Source organism: Flavobacterium ranwuense (assembly GCF_004349315.1).
GTDB classification, from domain to species: domain Bacteria; phylum Bacteroidota; class Bacteroidia; order Flavobacteriales; family Flavobacteriaceae; genus Flavobacterium; species Flavobacterium ranwuense.
The window spans coordinates 359087-376284 of record NZ_SMLH01000004.1 but is presented as its reverse complement, the minus strand read 5'-3'; the positions used below and the strand labels follow the sequence as shown (position 1 = coordinate 376284).

Below are 17198 nucleotides of genomic sequence, written 5' to 3'. Positions count from 1 at the left end.
ACTGCACAAATAGGAGTAGAGTATAGTTTGAATGGTACAACCTATCAGGCTTCAAATACTTTCAGCGGATTAGTTCCAGGAGATTATACATTGTATGTTAGAAATACAGCCGATAATACTTGTGTAACTTCATCTGGGTCTGCAATAACAATTAATGCAATTCCAATTCCTCCAGTAGTTCCAACTGCAAGCGTTGTTCAACCTACTTGCGGGACACCATCAGGAAGTATCGTAATAACAACACAAACTGCAGTAGAGTACAGTTTGAATGGTACAACATATCAGGCTTCAAATACGTTCACGGGATTAGCTCCGGGGTCTTATACATTATATGTTAGAAATACAGCCGATAATACTTGTATAACTTCATCAGGATCGGCAATAACCATTAATGCAATTCCAACTCCTCCGGTAGTTCCAACAACAGCAAGTGTCACTCAACCTACGTGTGGGGCACCATCAGGAAGTATCGTAATAACTACACAAACAGGAGTAGAGTATAGTTTAAATGGGACAACGTATCAAGCTTCAAATACATTCAGCGGATTAGCTCCGGGGACTACTTATACTTTGTATGTAAGAAGTCTTTCGGATACTACTTGTGTTACTTCTTCGGTATCAACAACAACAATTAATCCTATTCAAGTAGTGCTAGCACCAACAGCAGTTAGCGTAGTTCAGCCAACATGTGCTGTGCAATCCGGAAGTATTGTAATAACAACACAGCCTGGAGTAGAGTATAGTTTAAACGGTATAACGTATCGGGCTTCAAATACTTTCAATGCATTAGTTCCAGGTAATTACACCTTATATGTAAGAAATACAACTGACATCAGCTGTTTAAATTCATCTGCATCAGTTGTAATTATTAATGCTATTCCAACTCCTCCAGCAGTTCCAACAATGACTAGCGTGGTTCATCCAACATGTTCCGTACCATCCGGGACTATTGTAATAGCTGCTCAATCTGGAGTAGAGTATAGCTTGAATGGTACAACCTATCAAGCTTCAAATACATTTTCGGGATTAGCTCCAAATAATTACACATTGTATGTGAGGAATATTGCTGACAATACATGTTCAGTACAAAGTCTAACGAGTGTAACTGTTAATCCACTTCCTTTATTGCCGTCAATACCAACTTTGGTTCAAGTTACACAACCAACTTGTTTGGTGCCGTCAGGGAGTATTACAACTAGTACACAAGCAAACGTTCAATACAGCATAGGTAGTGGCTATCAAAACAGTAATGTCTTTAATAATTTGGCTCCTGGGAAATATATAATGAGTGTGCGATTTACAAATAGTATTGCGTGTATAACTCTAGGTTCTGAAATAACTATAAATGCTATTCCTCCACAAATTCAATTTGAAACTATAAGTGATTGTGAAAATAAAGAATATACTCTAACCGCAAATCCACTAGCAGGATCATATGATCCAAACAATGTGTCTTATCAATGGAATAATAAAGGTGGAAATTCAGTAGGAACTAATTCAAATGTCTTAAATGTAACTGATGTGATAGCATCAACTCCAAGCGGACAAGTAGTGTTTCCAGTAACATATACGCTTACTGTAACTTCTACAAATACAGGTTGTGAAACATCAAGTGATGTAGTTGTTGAGTCTATTTATTGTAATATACAAAAAGGAATTTCTCCTGATGGGAACGGTTCAAATGACTTCTTTGATTTAAGATTGATGGATGTCAAAAAACTGGAAATATTTAATAGATATGGTATTAAGGTTTACAGCCAGACGAATTATACGGATCAATGGAAAGGTCAGTCAGACAAAGGAGAAGATCTTCCAAGCGCTACCTATTATTATGTCATAGAATCCAATAATGGAGAACCAAAAACAGGTTGGATTTATTTAATCAGAGAAAAACAGTAATTAATACATTTATTAGTCTGTAAATTTTCAAATAGACCAATAAACCGAAAAATAAATAGATATGAGCAAAAAAATATTGATGTCTCTTTTAATTCTTATTGCCTATATGGATGTAAAAGCGCAACAAGACCCACATTATACCCAATATATGTATAATATGAATGTTATTAATCCAGCCTATGCAGGTTCTAATGAGAGCATTTCTTTTGGTCTTTTATATAGAAAACAATGGGTAAATATTGAAGATTCACCGGCTACATTTACTTTTGCAGGTCATACTCCTGCGGGCAAGAATGTTGGTGTTGGTTTATCATTTATATCTGATAAGATAGGACCGGTAACAGAACAAAATGTATTTGGAGACTTCTCTTATACATTGAAATTAGGAGATACGCAAAGATTGGCCTTTGGTTTAAAAGCTGGAGTTTCTTTTCACAAAGTTGGACTCAGGGATATTCAATCCAGTTTGCCGGATCCTAATGAAGGTATTTTTGGAGAAGACATCAACGATACATCATTTAATTTAGGATCAGGATTGTTTTATTACACGGACAAATATTACGTGTCTTTTTCGATTCCAAATATGATTAAATCAGCTCATTTAGATTATAATGGACGTGAATATGGCTCAGATATATCTCACTATTTTTTAACAGCTGGTTATGTTTTTGATGTTAATTATGAATTGAAATTCAAGCCTTCATTAATGTTAAAATCGGCGTTTAATGTATCTCCATCCTTAGATGTTTCTGCCAATTTTTTATATCAAGAAAAATTTGAGATTGGAGTAACCTATAGATTGGAAGACAGTTTTGGAGGGATGATCAATTTTGCTATCACACCTGAATTAAGAATTGGGTATGCTTATGATCATATTATTTCAGATTTGAAAGTAACTTCCCCATCCTCACATGAATTCATATTGTTATATGATTTATTTGAATCGAAAAAAGTTTCACGTTCTCCTAGATTTTTCTAAAATTTAATTTTTATAATTAATGAAAAAAAATACACTAATACTGTTTTTTGTGCTAGCAGGTTTCTCACTTTGCGCCCAAAATAAAGAGACTAAGAATGCAGATAAATTATTTGAAAGCTACGATTATGTTGAAGCTGCTGAAGGATATCTAGCCTTAGCTGAAAAAGGAAATGCAGATGCTTATGTAACTAAACATCTAGGTGATAGTTATTATTATATGCGCAATACCGTAGAAGCCGAAAAATGGTATGCCAAAGCGATACAAACAAAACAAGATTCGGAAACACATTTTAGATACGCTCAAATGTTAAAATCTAACGGGAAATACACGGAGTCTAATGCCCAAATGAAAATATTTTCCGCTTTAGTGCCTGATGATCAGAGAGCCAAACAATTCAATAAAAATCCAAATTATCTTTCGGAGCTATTGAATAAAGAAAAGCTTTTTGTTGTAGACAAAATTTCAGTTAATTCTCAAAGATCTGATTTTGGGGCAAGTCTTTATGGAGATATACTTTATTTTGCAAGTGCCAGAAATGAAAGTAACAAAATATATGGTTGGAATAACGAACCCTTTTTAGATATTTATCAGTCTACTTATAATGCTGATGGGAGTTATTCAGAGCCAATTCCTGTAGCTGAATTAAATAGTAGGTTTCATGAAGGTCCGGTTACAATGACCAAAGACGGTAATGTTGTTTACTTTTCTAGTGAAAGCTTCAAAGATAAATTATTCGAGAAAGATAAAACACACAAGCTGAAGTTTGGTCAAGTGAATCTTTACAAAGCAGTTAAAGAAAATGGTAAATGGGGAGCCATTACTCCACTGCCATTCAACAGTAAAAGTTATTCTATGGGGAATCCATCCATAGACAAAGATGGGAAAGTGCTTTATTTTGCTTCCAATATGTCAGGTTCTGTCGGAGGAACTGATATTTGGAAAGTAGCGGTGAATAATGACGGAACATTTGGAACACCTGAAAATTTGGGAAATAAAATTAACACAGCCGGTGACGAGAATTTTCCTTTTGTAACTGAAGATGCTATTTTATATTTTTCTTCAAACGGCTTGACGGGTTTTGGAAGTTCAGATGTTTTTTCTGTAGATTTAAATAAAGATGGTGAACCGTATAACATTGGAAAACCTGTAAATACTGAGAAAGATGATTTTGCTTTTACATTTAATAAAGAAAAAAATATCGGGTATTTATCCAGTAATCGTAGTGGTATAGATCATATTTATAGTTCTATTCCAGTATGTAAAGGGCAAATTCTTAGTGTAGTAAAAAATGCTAAAACGGGAGAGCTTTTGGCTAATTCCAGAGTTGTTATTTTAGATGCAACGAAAACTGTTTTAGATACTCAAATGTCTAATATGAACGGCGAAGTTCTTTATAACGTAGAATGTCAAAAGCCATATACCATAGAAGTTTTTAAAGATGGTTATATTTCGAAATCTTTTCCGATAACTAAAATTAATGAAGGAAAAGTTACTGTTGATGCAATAATTGATCCAATTGAAGTGATAGTTACTGAAACAGAAATTATTTTGAATCCTATTTATTTCGAATACAACAAAAGCAATATAACTAAGAAAGGAGCTGTAGAGCTTGATAAATTGGTTTATATAATGTCTCAAAATAATAAATTAAAAATTTATGTTAAGGCACATACTGATTCCAGAGGCACTGATAAATTTAACTTAGATCTTTCTGAGAGAAGAGCAAATTCTACTGTAGCATATATAGTTTCAAAAGGAATTAGTGGTGATAAAATAACAGGAAAAGGTTTTGGAGAATCAGAGTTTAAAATGGATTGTCAGGAAAACTGTACCGAAGAGGAACATGCCTTGAACAGACGATCTGAGTTTATGATCGTGAAATAATTTACTTAGATTGTAAATAATAAAAAACAGGATGCCGTTAAGCATCCTGTTTTTTGTTTAATATGATTTCTTTTAATTAACCGTGGATTGTTTCTTGTTTACCATAGTTAGTGATAATAGAAGTTTCAAATTCTATCCATTCCTTCCAACGTTTATCTACATCTATATTATCAGCATATTTTCGCGCAAAACCCAAAAAAGTAGTGTAATGTCCCGCTTCAGAAATCATAAGGTCTCTGTAAAAAGTAGCCAGTTCCACATCTTTTATATTTTCTGATAAAACTTTAAAGCGTTCACAACTTCTTGCTTCAATCATAGCTGAAAACAACAATCGATCACAAAGAGCATCTTTTCGGCTGCCGTCTTTTTTCATGAATTTAAAAAGTTCATTTACATAATGATCCTTTCTTTCTCTGCCTAAAGTCAATCCTTTGCTTTTTATTAAATTATGTACCAATTGCAAATGGTCTAATTCTTCTTTTGCAATGATTAACATTTCAGTTACTAATTCTTCTAATTCCGAATTGTAAGTGATTAAACTTATCGCATTTGAGGCTGCCTTTTGTTCACACCAAGCGTGATCTGTCAAGATTTCTTCTATATTCGATTCAACTATATTCACCCAACGCGGGTCTGTGGCTAATTTTAATCCTAACATGGTAATGAAATTTATTTGGTACAAAATTAGTGTTTTCTAATCTATTTTTGGTTCAAATGACGGTATTGAAGTCAAAATAGCATTATTTTGCAATTGAAATTTTATAATAGTATGAATCAAGTTCAAAAGCTTTTAATTATTGGTTTTGTTTGGCCGGAACCTAATTCGTCCGCAGCGGGAGGAAGGATGATGCAGCTGATTTCACTTTTTAAAGCGCAAGGTTTTAGCATTACGTTTGCCAGTCCTGCACAAAATAGTGATTTTATGGTTGATTTGGACAAACACGGAGTTGATAAAAAATCAATAGCCCTTAATGATTCCAGTTTTGATGTTTATATAAAAGAGCTGAATCCCTCAGTTGTTCTGTTTGACCGTTTTATGATAGAAGAACAATTTGGTTGGCGCGTTGCCGAGAATTGTCCTGATGCGTTACGATTGTTAGATACTGAAGATTTGCATTGTTTGCGATTGGCTCGCCAGAAAGCATCCAAAGAAAACCGTTCCTTTGAGGCAACTGATTTGTTTGTTGAAGAGGTAGCAAAAAGGGAAATTGCCAGTATTTTGCGTTGTGATTTGTCTCTGATGATTTCTGAATTTGAAATGGAATTATTAGAATTTGTATTCAAAATAGATAAAGCCATATTGTATTATTTGCCTTTTTTATTGGAGCCAATTGAGGATGCCGAAATCGAGAGGTTGCCTTCTTTCGAAGATCGAAAAGACTTTATTTTTATCGGAAATTTTCTTCATGAGCCCAATTGGAATGCCGTTCAGTATTTAAAAGAAACGATTTGGCCATTAATTAAGAAACAATCGCCAAAAGCTGTTTTGAATATTTATGGTGCATATCCTTCACAAAAAGTATTACAGCTACATAATGTTAAAGAAGGTTTTTTAATTAGGGGACGTGCAATTGATGCCCAAGAGGTAGTCAAAAAAGCACGAGTTGTTTTGGCTCCTTTGCGTTTTGGTGCAGGTATTAAAGGAAAATTATTGGAAGCCATGCAATGCGGAACGCCAAGTGTTACGACTTCTATCGGTTCTGAATCTATGCATGGTGATTTGCCTTGGAATGGTTTTATTACGGATGTTGTAACTGATTTTGCCGAAGAAGCAGTACGATTGTATCAAGACAAAAGAATTTGGGGTAAAGCCCAACAAAATGGAATTGCAATTATTAATCAACGATATTCGAAAGGTTTATTTGAGGTTGACTTTAGAAAAAAAACAGCATTTTTACGCTCTAATTTACAGCAACATCGACTGAATAATTTTATGGGCGCCATGTTACAACATCATACTTTAAAAAGCACCAAATATATGTCTCGTTGGATTGAGGAGAAGAATAAATAAAAAATCCCGTCAAGTTTTATAAACAAGACGGGATTACTATTTTAAAAACCGAGTTATTACGCAAGCATCGTAACTGGGTTTTCTATAAATTGTTTCAATGTTTGTAAAAATTGAGCTCCAGTTGCGCCATCAATTGTTCTATGGTCACAAGCTAAAGATAACATCATCGTATTTCCTACTACAATCTGACCATTTTTTACAACCGGTTTTTCTACAATAGCTCCTACGGATAGAATAGCAGAATTAGGTTGATTGATAATAGAGTTGAATTCTGTAATACCAAACATTCCAAGATTAGAAACTGTAAAAGTACTTCCTTCCATCTCTGTAGGTAATAATTTTTTGTTTTTAGCTCTTCCTGCAAGATCTCTAACGCTTCCGCCAATTTGAGATAAACTCATAGCATCTGTAAAACGTAATACAGGAACCACTAATCCGTCTTCAACCGCTACAGCAACTCCAATATTCACATGATGGTTGATAAGAATTGAATCTTCTCTCCATTGAGAATTTATTTTAGGATGTTTTTTCAAAGCCATTGCGCAAGCCTTTATTACCATATCGTTGAATGATACTTTTGTATCCGGAACGCTGTTAATAATAGCTCTTGATTTCATTGCCTCATCCATAGTTACTTCTATTACTAAGTTGTAATGTGGTGCAGTGAATAAAGATTCTGCTAAGCGTTTTGCGATGATTTTTCGCATTTGCGAATTCTTTATTTCTTCTGTGAAAACTTCTCCTGCCGGAACAAATGGTTTTGCAGCAGCTACAGTTTCTGTTTTTGCTGGTGCTGAAGTTGTCGGCGCTGGAGTAGCAGCAGTTTGTGGTGTGAAATTTTCGATATCGCTTTTCACAATACGTCCGTTTTCACCAGAACCTTTTACTTGTGTTAGCTGAATTCCTTTGTCACTAGCAATTTTCTTTGCTAATGGCGAAGCCAAAATTCTTTGCCCGTCAGTTGATGGTTCTTGAACAATTGGTTCAGTAGCTTTTTCTGTTGGAGCAACTTCTTTTTCTTCTGCTACTGCAGGAGCTACTTGTGGCGCTCCGCCAGTTTTATAGTTTTCAGCAATTCCGCTAATATCGGTTCCTGCAGGTCCAATGATTGCCAAAAGGCTATCAACGGGTGCAGTATTGCCTTCTTGGATTCCTACGTATAATAAAGTTCCTTCGTTGAAAGATTCGAATTCCATTGTTGCTTTGTCTGTTTCGATTTCGGCAAGAATGTCTCCTTCGGCAACTGCATCACCTACTTTTTTCAACCAAGTAGCAACAGTTCCTTCAGTCATGGTGTCGCTTAAACGAGGCATGGTGATAACTACAACTCCTTTTGGTAATGAAGCTGTTGCAGGTGCTGCAGCTTTTGTAACTTCGGGAGTAGTTGCTGTTTCTTCAGTAACTTTTATTTCTTCTTTAGCTGGAGCTGCATCAGCTGATTTTCCTGCTAGTAATGCCGAAATATCCTCGCCTTCTTTTCCTATAATTGCTAATAAAGAGTCAACCGGTGCAGTTTCACCTGCAGGGATTCCTATGTGTAAAAGTGTTCCTTCGTTGAAAGACTCAAATTCCATTGTTGCTTTGTCAGTTTCAATTTCTGCAAGGATATCACCTTCACTTACTTTATCACCTACTTTTTTTAGCCAAGTCGCTACCGTTCCTTCCGTCATCGTATCGCTCAAACGAGGCATTGTAATTATTGTTGCCATAATTGATTTATAATTTATGAGGTAAAAATGGATAGTTTTCTTGGTCGTATACTACGTCGTATAGTTGTTGAATTTCCGGGTAAGGAGATTCTTCAGCGAATTTCACACATTCTTCCACTAAATCTTTTACCCTTTGATCGATTGTTTCAATCTCTTCTTCGGTTGCATATTTTTGATCTAGAATCACATCCAAAACTTGTGTAATTGGATCAATTTTTTTGTATTCTTCTACTTCTTCTTTCGAACGGTATAATTGTGCATCCGACATAGAGTGTCCTCTGTAGCGGTATGTTTTCATTTCAAGAAAAGTTGGGCCATCACCACGACGTGCTCTGTCAATAGCTTCTGTCATTGCTTCGGCAACTTTTATTGGGTTCATTCCGTCAACTGGTCCACAAGGCATTTCATATCCTAAACCTAATTTCCAAATATCAGTATGATTGGCTGTTCTTTCTACAGAAGTTCCCATTGCATAACCATTGTTTTCAACAATAAATACGACTGGAAGTTTCCATAACATCGCCATATTAAAAGCTTCATGTAAAGATCCTTGACGTGCTGCACCATCACCAAAATAGGTCATAGTAACACCACCTGTTTCAAAATATTTATCGGCAAAAGCTAATCCAGCACCTACAGGAATTTGTCCTCCTACAATTCCGTGTCCACCATAAAAACGGTGCTCTTTTGAAAAGATGTGCATGGAACCACCCATACCTTTTGAAGTTCCGGTAACTTTTCCTAAAAGTTCCGCCATCACGCGTCTAGGATCAACTCCCATTCCTATTGGTTGAACGTGATTTCTGTAAGCAGTAATCATTTTGTCTTTTGTCAAGTCCATTGCGTGCAATGCACCAGCTAATACTGCTTCTTGACCATTGTATAAATGTAGAAAACCTCTAACTTTTTGTTGGATGTATAATGCTGCAAGTTTGTCCTCAAACTTTCTCCAAAGCAGCATATCTTCATACCACTTTAAATATACTTCTTTTGTAACTTCTTTCATCTGAATTTTTCTTTTGCTAAAGTGTTATTGTATTATCAATTTGTACCTATAACGCAAAATAGTTTCCTCCCACAAATTTGCGCCCCGAAGGGTCGGGATGCAAAAATAAGACATTCCAAGTAAGAACTAAAATTTAATAGGCAATTTTTGGAATTTTTACAGGAATTTTTTATCGAACATAAATGGAAGCAAATTTTTTAGGGATTCCGACTTGTAAATAGCGCCAATTTCTCCCATGAAATAGATTTCAATTGGGGTCTCTTGTCGGATTTCGTATTCTGCTATGGATTGTCTGCAAGAGCCACAAGGAGGAATTGGAGCTGTAGTTTGGTTCGTATCCGAAGCAGCGGTAATTGCCATTTTCAAAATTTTGGCTTCTGGATAGACTGCCCCGGCATAAAATATAGCGACACGTTCCGCACAAAGTCCCGAAGGATAGGCTGCATTTTCTTGGTTTGAACCTACTACAATTTTACCGTTGTCTAAAACAAGTGCAACTCCAACTCTGAATTTTGAATAAGGTGCGTAAGCATTTTTTCGGACTTCAACGGCTTGAGTCATTAAGTCCTGAATGTCATTTGGTAAATCCTGAATGGAATCGAATACTTTGAATTGAGTGGTAATTGTTATTTCTTTCATGTTTTTTTTAAGGAAAAAAAATCCAAACTTCATCCCGATGCTTCGGGATTGAAATTTGGATTGTTATTTGTGGATTTTATTTAAGTTTAATATTCGTCATATTTATCTCCAAAATTGAAGGTAAGTGAAAAACGCAGCGTGTTTTCTAAAGGGTTTTTTACTTTTGATGCCGAGAATAAATAAGAAACATCTACTTTGACTACATTGTATTTGAAGCCTGCTCCAAGCGAGAAAAACTGTCGAGCTCCTTTTACAGGACTTTCGTGAAAGTAACCCAAACGCATTGCAAAGGAATCTTGATACAAATATTCGGCACCTACAGCATACGTAACTTCTTTTAATTCTTCGCTGAATCCATCAGGAGCATCACCAAATGATTTGAAAACTCCAGAGGTCCATCCAATAGCGCGGTAATCATTATTTGCTTTAGCCGTTCCGTCATTAGCAGGTTCTCCTGGATCGAGGGTATCCCCATCTCCATTTAAATCAGTTGCCGGCTGAGGGACAGGAATTTGAGGGGTTGGAACTAATAATTTATTAAATTCAACATTCACGGCCACCTTATTATAGTCGTCTAAAATAAAATCAAAACCAGTTCCTATTTTTAAATTAGCGGGTAGAAAGTTATTATTAAAATCATCATTGTCATAACTGATTTTTGGACCTAAATTTTGAATGTTAAATCCCGCTCTCCATCTTCCGTTGAATTCGTTGTACGCTATTTCTTCAGATTGGTAAAAACCGGCCACATCAACAGCAAATGTACTTGCAGAAGAAGCATCATTGTTTTCGGAGGCTACTTTTAGATTGGAATTTATAAATCTTCCCGCAATAGCCATAGAGAATTTTTCGCTTAATTTTAAGGAATACGAACCGTCAATGGCAAACTCGTTTGGAGAAACAAATCTAGGTTCGTCATTTGCATTTTCACGCAATTCGATTTCACCCAATCCAAAATAGCGAAGGCTTCCCGCAAATGCACTTCTTTCATTCAGTTTTTGATAGTAGGTCAATTGCCCTAATGATATGTCATTTACTAAATCAGTAAGGTAAGGTGTGTAGCTTACAGAAAATCCTTTTTGGTATGTTGCAAAAGCATATTTAGCCGGATTCCATTGCTGGGAAAAAGCATCCGCTGATGTTGCAACTCCTACGTCTGCCATACCTGCTGCTCTTGCATCTGCTGCGACTAATAAAAAGGGAACCCCCGGATTTATAACTCTATCTTGTGCTTTTATGAAAGAAATTACAAATAAAAAGATAAAAAGTAATGTTGTTTTTTTCATTATTACAGGAAATTTTTGTTAAACAAATATAGTATTTTATTAAAGTATAACAAGTTTTTCAAATTTTTCAGTTTTCGTACTTGTTACGCTTGATTTGACGGTTAGCTTGTAAACATAAACGCCTTTTCCTATTTTATCTCCAAAATCATCTTTGCCATCCCAAGTGATTTCTTTTGATAAAAATCCTTCAGTTGTGATAATTTGATTTTTCGTCCAAACCACTTTTCCCGTTATTGTCATTACTTGAACCTGAACGTCCAGAGGTTCAAATGGTCTGTTGTGTGTAAACCAAAATTCAGTATAATTAACGAACGGATTAGGATAATTCAACACATGTGTCAATGTTATCGTTTCGTCACCTACAACAATAAACTGAATCTCGGCGGTTATCGGGTTGTTGTATACATCCCACGCTTTGAATGTTATAGTGTGTAATCCAGGAGCTAAATTGCGCAACGGAAACCGAAGTAGTCCACTTGTAAAATCATCTAACGTTGTTTGATAATAATCATTTAGAACAAAGGGATTGCTTACATCTCCATCAAGAACAGCAATAATATCATGACCTATTCCGCTTGCCGTATTTATTCCGTTTTCATCTTCAAGCAGTGCAACAAAAAATGGGGATTCATTGGTTGTTCCGCCGGAAACAAAAGTCTCGTCATTCATATATAACTTAACTCTTGGACTAATATTGTCTGCGATTGCATTTTCATTTATTCCTCCTATTTTTATATTGGAATCATACCCGGTTTCGTTCTGTAATAATTGATTTTTTTTGGCATAAAAACTAATTCTTCCGTTGGCCAATGGGACTCTGATGTCTCTTGGGACAACAAAACTAAATTCAAATTGACCATTAGTGACTGATGCATTCCCTCTGAATATTGTCTCTCCTAAAACATTGAAATTGATAGCTGGACTGTTTCCGTCATTATTATAAGTTGTTCTTGAAATTGTTTTGTCAAAAATAGTAGTGGAAACCTCTCCGTTATAGTTTGTTAGCGGATTGTTGTTTTCATCAGTAACTTCTCCCGTCAGTTTCATTTTTGCCAATGATTTGAAGTCGTCAATGGGCTGGGTAACGGGAATGTCATTTACTTTTGTCAATCTAATTTTTGGTTTTGGTATGGCAAGCATTAATGCGGGATCTCCGATATAAAAAACAACATTGGTGGCTGAATTTGGATTGCTGTTTTTTGAAATCCTCAGCGCTTCTGCAATTGAAGTATATTGATTCGAATTGTAGGATAATAAATGTTGCGTTAAAGTGTCGTTGAAGTTTTCAGCACTGAATTGTCCAATGGATCGAATGGTGGTAATCATTGCAATTGCTCCGCCTTTTGGGTTCCAATACGTATATTCTCCGGCGGTTGGTCTAAACGGATTGTCAAAACGGGAGAATTCACAAGTAATAGTTATGAATAATGGATACTTGTATTGATTACTTAAGTTTTGCCCATCTGATTTTTCCCAAATCCGTTCACTTGATAAGCCATCCTCACCGCCATGCCCTAAATAATTAAATACCAAAGCTCCTTTTTCGAAAGCATTAAAGAAATCTGTTCGAGCTTTGGGATATCTGGAGCCTCCTGCTGATGCTTCTTGAACGTAGGAATCTAGTATTATTTTATTGACATTCAAAAAGGGTTTGGCAGAGGCAATGACATCGGCTAGATTATTTTGTCTGTTTTGCAAACTTGCATCCGAAGATTTATCTGAATCATCACAAATCAGGACGAAATTATTTCTCCAACTCCCGTATGATTTTAAATCGTGGTATTCTATTACTTTGTTTACCATTTCATCCGCTTGCTTAGTGTCATTGACCAGCATTCTTCCTACAGCAATATCGATTCCTCCAAAAAACGACACAACATTTCCTTCTGAGGGATCCATTAATCCAAAAAAATCATCGGAGGCAAAGGATGATTCGCCTGTTGTGCTGCTGTTTAAGGCATGGTAAATGGGTACAACATTAGTGTTGTTTGAGATTCTATTTTTAAAATCAAAAGAAGCATCGCCAAAAAGATTGACAAATTTCATTCTTTTTTCAGGCGTGGAAGCATTGTCATAGATGTATTTAATGCAATTTCGTATTGCTGCAACATCTTGTTTTCCAGAAGAAAATTCTTGATAGATGGACTCTAAAGGAATAACTTTTACATTTAAATTGGATTGGGTGCGATGAAAAGTAGCTAATTTTTCGGCTTGTGTGGCTAAAAAAGATGGTGTGATAATCACGTAATCGATGTCTTGAAATTGACCTTGTCCGTTTTTAAATAATGTTCCTTTTAGATTTTGATTCGCAATTTTAGATTTGGTACCTTTTAAAGGGGTATAATAATCCGAAGCGTCTAAAGCAATGTATTTTCGGAGTTCTCCTAAGTTTGCTTTAAAATTTAATGTGCTCTGATTTGAGTTCTCGATTTTGGTTGCATTGTAAATGTCAGTAACATCCCAAATTTGAGGAATACTTGTTGTGTTTGAAATGCTATAATTTACAATCCCAAGAGTAGAATTAGATTGATCGTATTGAAAATGAAACTGTTTTCCATAACCTTGTAGTTTTCGCTTGGCGATAAGCCTTATGTTGTCAAGAAAACCTTTGGAACCCGGAACACCATTGTTGTTGTATTTCAGTTTTATTTTTATATTTTCAGCACCATTGAAGTTGGTGTTGTTTGGCAAAAAACCTAAATAAAACTCAGTTCCGGAATTGTTGTTTAAAGCAGGAAAAGAAATAGTTCGAACAGGAGTACCATTCGCAGCCACATTCAAAGAAGTTGGAGTAAATGCAGCGGAAGCAGCAGTTAACATCAGTTTTACAGGAGTTGAAGCATCAAAATTCGGAAAATTAAAGTCGAATTCCTGCTCGTCTTTGACTTCAAATGATTCGCCAAACCATTGACGACCCAATCGCGCTATATTAATAAGGTCTGCTTCGTGGTATTGATGATCGTCAAAAGAAGTTACGGTTAAAGTACTGCTCCCGGAAGGTTGGGCCATAGGATTGATTCTTTTTCCATCAGCACCTTGAATAGTAATGTAATAATAGGATTTTGTATCGTACAAATTAGTAAAGGTCAGACTTTCGGGATTCCAAGTGTCAACTCCTTCGGCATAAAAAAGAATATAGTCTTCATTGTTGAAAATGCCGTCAGCTTCACCGTTGATTTGAATTGCGTTTTCGGATACGTCATTTGGATAGAAAAAACTGTTTGATAGCGGAAGCATTCGCCCACCATTACCATATATTTTTATTTTTCGGGGATCTATTGTGCTTACGTCTAATCCTAGCTGTTGTAAAAAACTTTTGGTAATTTTATATACACCGGATTTTTCAATATAAAATTGATACCAGTTGCCCGTTGCTAAAACAGAATTAACAATGCTATTTGTGCTTTTACTGGATTGTGAAATACGGGCAGTATTGTTTTCTACCTGATAAGAAAAAGATTTGATACGTTTAAATCCGAAATCGTCCTTAATTATGGGTGACAGATTAATAAAAGCTTCTCTGATGTCTCTTGAAATGTTTGTTTTCAGGGATGCATTTATTGTTTTAGGAATGTTTTCGGGAGCTAAATCACCCAGTTGAGCAGTTGTGATTGCTTCGTAAATTACATTTGTGATTGTGACTTTCCCTTCGTTGAAAGTGACTGGTTCTTTTATTTTTAAAGTATAAAACAGTGTTTTTTGCGAAGCATCATAATGGAAATTATTTCCTGTAAATTGCGGAATAATAACTTTGTAATCTCCATAGGACATTTCTTTTTTTTCTATCCATTCAATGGTTATGTCATCTTTAATTTGAGCAAAAGAAACAAAAGGAATTAGGCTCAAATAAACCAGAAGTATTTTTCTCATTGTTTTTTTAACGGGATTAATAGTGAGTTATTATTTATCAGTAAAAATAAACCATTTCGTGTGATTTAAATAATAAATATTATAAATTTGCGTTCTGATATATAATTTATTGTTAAAATTACACCAGCGAAAATTATTGGAAAGTTTGATGTTGATTAATGGTTAATTATTATATTGCGTCACTTAAATTATTACCTACTAAAGAGTATGAAAGCAAACAAAATTATGGGCTTACGATTGTTGATATCGATCATGTTAGTTATTGGTTTTTCCAGTTGCAGCAAGAAGTCCAGCTCCAAAAATACCTCAAGAGCAACGGGTTGGAATATGGACAGCAAAAAAGCTGGTTCAAGTAAAAAACAACAAGCAGGGCCAGGTTTGGTTTTTGTTGAAGGTGGTACATTTACTATGGGAAAAGTAGCAGATGACGTTATGCATGATTGGAATAATACCCCAACACAACAACACGTTCAATCTTTTTACATGGATGAAACTGAAGTTACTAACTCAATGTATTTAGATTACTTAGATTGGTTGAAAAGTGTTTACCCGCCAACTGAAGAAAATTATAAAAATATATATGAGGGAGCCTCACCTGATACATTAGTTTGGAGAAATAGATTGGGTTATAACGAAACGATGACTAATAATTATTTAAGACATCCTTCTTATGCAGAATATCCTGTTGTTGGAGTAAATTGGATTCAAGCAGTTGAATTCAGTAACTGGAGAACACAACGTGTAAATGAAGCGCTTTTGGAAAAAAACGGATATCTTAAAAAGAATGCGAAAACTTTAGATGTTACTGCTGAGAGTAATTTTGATACAGAAACGTATTTAAATTCACCTACTTTGGCATACGGAGGAAATGAAGAGATTGTATTAAAAGGAAAAAATGGAGGTAGAAAAACTCCTAAAGCTGGAAAAGATGGTAAAGTAATTGAGCCTAAAAATGTTTATGCACAACGTTCTTCGGGTATTCTTCTTCCTGAATACAGACTTCCAACGGAAGCAGAATGGGAATATGCAGCTGCTGCTGATGTAGGACAAAGAGAATACAATATCTATAAAGGTCAGAAAAAATACCCTTGGTCTGGTGGTTACACTCGCTCTGGGAAAAGACAAAGTAAAGGAGATCAATTGGCCAATTTCAAACAAGGTAATGGAGATTACGGTGGAATTGCAGGTTGGTCTGATGATGGTGCTGATATTACAAATGAAGTAAAAAAATATCCTGCAAATGATTTTGGTTTGTATGATATGGCTGGAAATGTTGCCGAATGGGTGCAAGATGTTTACAGACCTATAATTGATAACGAAGGAAATGATTTTAATTATTTCAGAGGAAATCAATATACTAAAAATAAAATTGGAGCTGACGGTAAAGTTGAAATTATTACTGCAACCAATATGAAATTTGACACTTTAAGTAATGGTAAAATAGTTGCCAGAAGATATCCAGGTCAGATTGCTCAAGTTCCTGTTGATGAAAAAGAAACGTATTTGAGACAAAATTTTGACAAAAGTGATAATGTCAATTACAGAGATGGTGATAAACAATCTACCAGATACTATAATTTTGGATCTTCAGAAGCTGATACTGAAAAAGAAAAAGAGGAGAAAATCATGTATAATTCTCCTAAACACAATGTTACAACTGATAGCTTAGGCAAAATGGTTAGAAAATATGATAAATCAAGCAAGAGAACAACTTTGATAAATGATGAAGTTAGAGTTTATAAAGGTGGTTCTTGGAGAGATAGAGCGTATTGGTTAGATCCAGCGCAAAGAAGATATTTTCCGCAGGATATGGCTACAGACTACATTGGTTTTAGATGTGCTATGTCTCGAGTTGGTCCTAAAGCCGACAAGAAAAAATCAGCTAGAAATTAAATTTTTTATAAAATAAAAATA

The 17198-nt window shown here is 35.2% G+C and carries 11 protein-coding genes; 5 read left to right on the top strand and 6 right to left on the bottom strand.

What is annotated here, in order from left to right; genetic code table 11:
* The 3 genes from E0I61_RS09855 to E0I61_RS09845 all read left to right on the top strand — a co-directional run.
* On the top strand, positions 1–1899 hold a 1899-nt coding region (locus E0I61_RS09855), incomplete at its 5' end, for a gliding motility-associated C-terminal domain-containing protein (RefSeq protein ID WP_132071108.1).
* Between the two features lie 61 nt (positions 1900–1960).
* Positions 1961–2878, top strand: coding sequence for a PorP/SprF family type IX secretion system membrane protein (locus tag E0I61_RS09850; RefSeq protein ID WP_131996075.1), 918 nt, complete (start codon positions 1961–1963; stop codon positions 2876–2878).
* A gap of 19 nt (positions 2879–2897) precedes the next feature.
* Positions 2898–4763 carry an OmpA family protein gene (locus E0I61_RS09845; protein WP_132071107.1) on the top strand — a complete coding sequence of 622 codons (1866 nt, stop codon included), beginning with the start codon at positions 2898–2900 and terminating at the stop codon, positions 4761–4763.
* Positions 4764–4839: 76 nt separating this feature from the next.
* Here the strand turns inward: E0I61_RS09845 and miaE are convergent, their stop codons facing one another.
* Complete coding sequence (gene miaE, locus E0I61_RS09840; RefSeq protein WP_131996069.1) at positions 4840–5421, bottom strand: tRNA-(ms[2]io[6]A)-hydroxylase; 582 nt, start codon at positions 5419–5421, stop codon at positions 4840–4842.
* Positions 5422–5532: 111 nt separating this feature from the next.
* Here miaE and E0I61_RS09835 point away from each other — a divergent pair, with 111 nt between their 5' ends.
* Entirely contained in the window at positions 5533–6774 is a 1242-nt protein-coding gene (locus E0I61_RS09835) for a glycosyltransferase (RefSeq protein ID WP_132071105.1), read from the top strand.
* A 56-nt stretch (positions 6775–6830) separates the two neighbouring features.
* On the opposite strand, the gene E0I61_RS09830 is transcribed toward E0I61_RS09835, so the two are convergent.
* The 5 genes from E0I61_RS09830 to porU all read right to left on the bottom strand — a co-directional run bounded on the left by E0I61_RS09830 (position 6831) and on the right by porU (position 15284).
* Positions 6831–8483, bottom strand: coding sequence for a pyruvate dehydrogenase complex dihydrolipoamide acetyltransferase (locus E0I61_RS09830; RefSeq protein WP_132071103.1), 1653 nt, complete (start codon positions 8481–8483; stop codon positions 6831–6833).
* 7 nt (positions 8484–8490) lie between these two features.
* Positions 8491–9489 carry a pyruvate dehydrogenase (acetyl-transferring) E1 component subunit alpha gene (gene pdhA / locus E0I61_RS09825; protein ID WP_132071101.1) on the bottom strand — a complete coding sequence of 333 codons (999 nt, stop codon included), beginning with the start codon at positions 9487–9489 and terminating at the stop codon, positions 8491–8493.
* Between the two features lie 156 nt (positions 9490–9645).
* Positions 9646–10161, bottom strand: coding sequence for a cytidine deaminase (gene cdd / locus E0I61_RS09820; RefSeq protein ID WP_394346062.1), 516 nt, complete (start codon positions 10159–10161; stop codon positions 9646–9648).
* A 53-nt stretch (positions 10162–10214) separates the two neighbouring features.
* Positions 10215–11414 carry a type IX secretion system outer membrane channel protein PorV gene (gene porV, locus E0I61_RS09815; RefSeq protein ID WP_132071099.1) on the bottom strand — a complete coding sequence of 400 codons (1200 nt, stop codon included), beginning with the start codon at positions 11412–11414 and terminating at the stop codon, positions 10215–10217.
* Positions 11415–11453: 39 nt separating this feature from the next.
* Positions 11454–15284 carry a type IX secretion system sortase PorU gene (gene porU, locus E0I61_RS09810; RefSeq protein ID WP_132071097.1) on the bottom strand — a complete coding sequence of 1277 codons (3831 nt, stop codon included), beginning with the start codon at positions 15282–15284 and terminating at the stop codon, positions 11454–11456.
* A gap of 207 nt (positions 15285–15491) precedes the next feature.
* Here porU and gldJ point away from each other — a divergent pair, with 207 nt between their 5' ends.
* Positions 15492–17177, top strand: coding sequence for a gliding motility lipoprotein GldJ (gene gldJ / locus E0I61_RS09805; RefSeq protein WP_132071095.1), 1686 nt, complete (start codon positions 15492–15494; stop codon positions 17175–17177).
* Positions 17178–17198 lie beyond the last annotated feature (21 nt).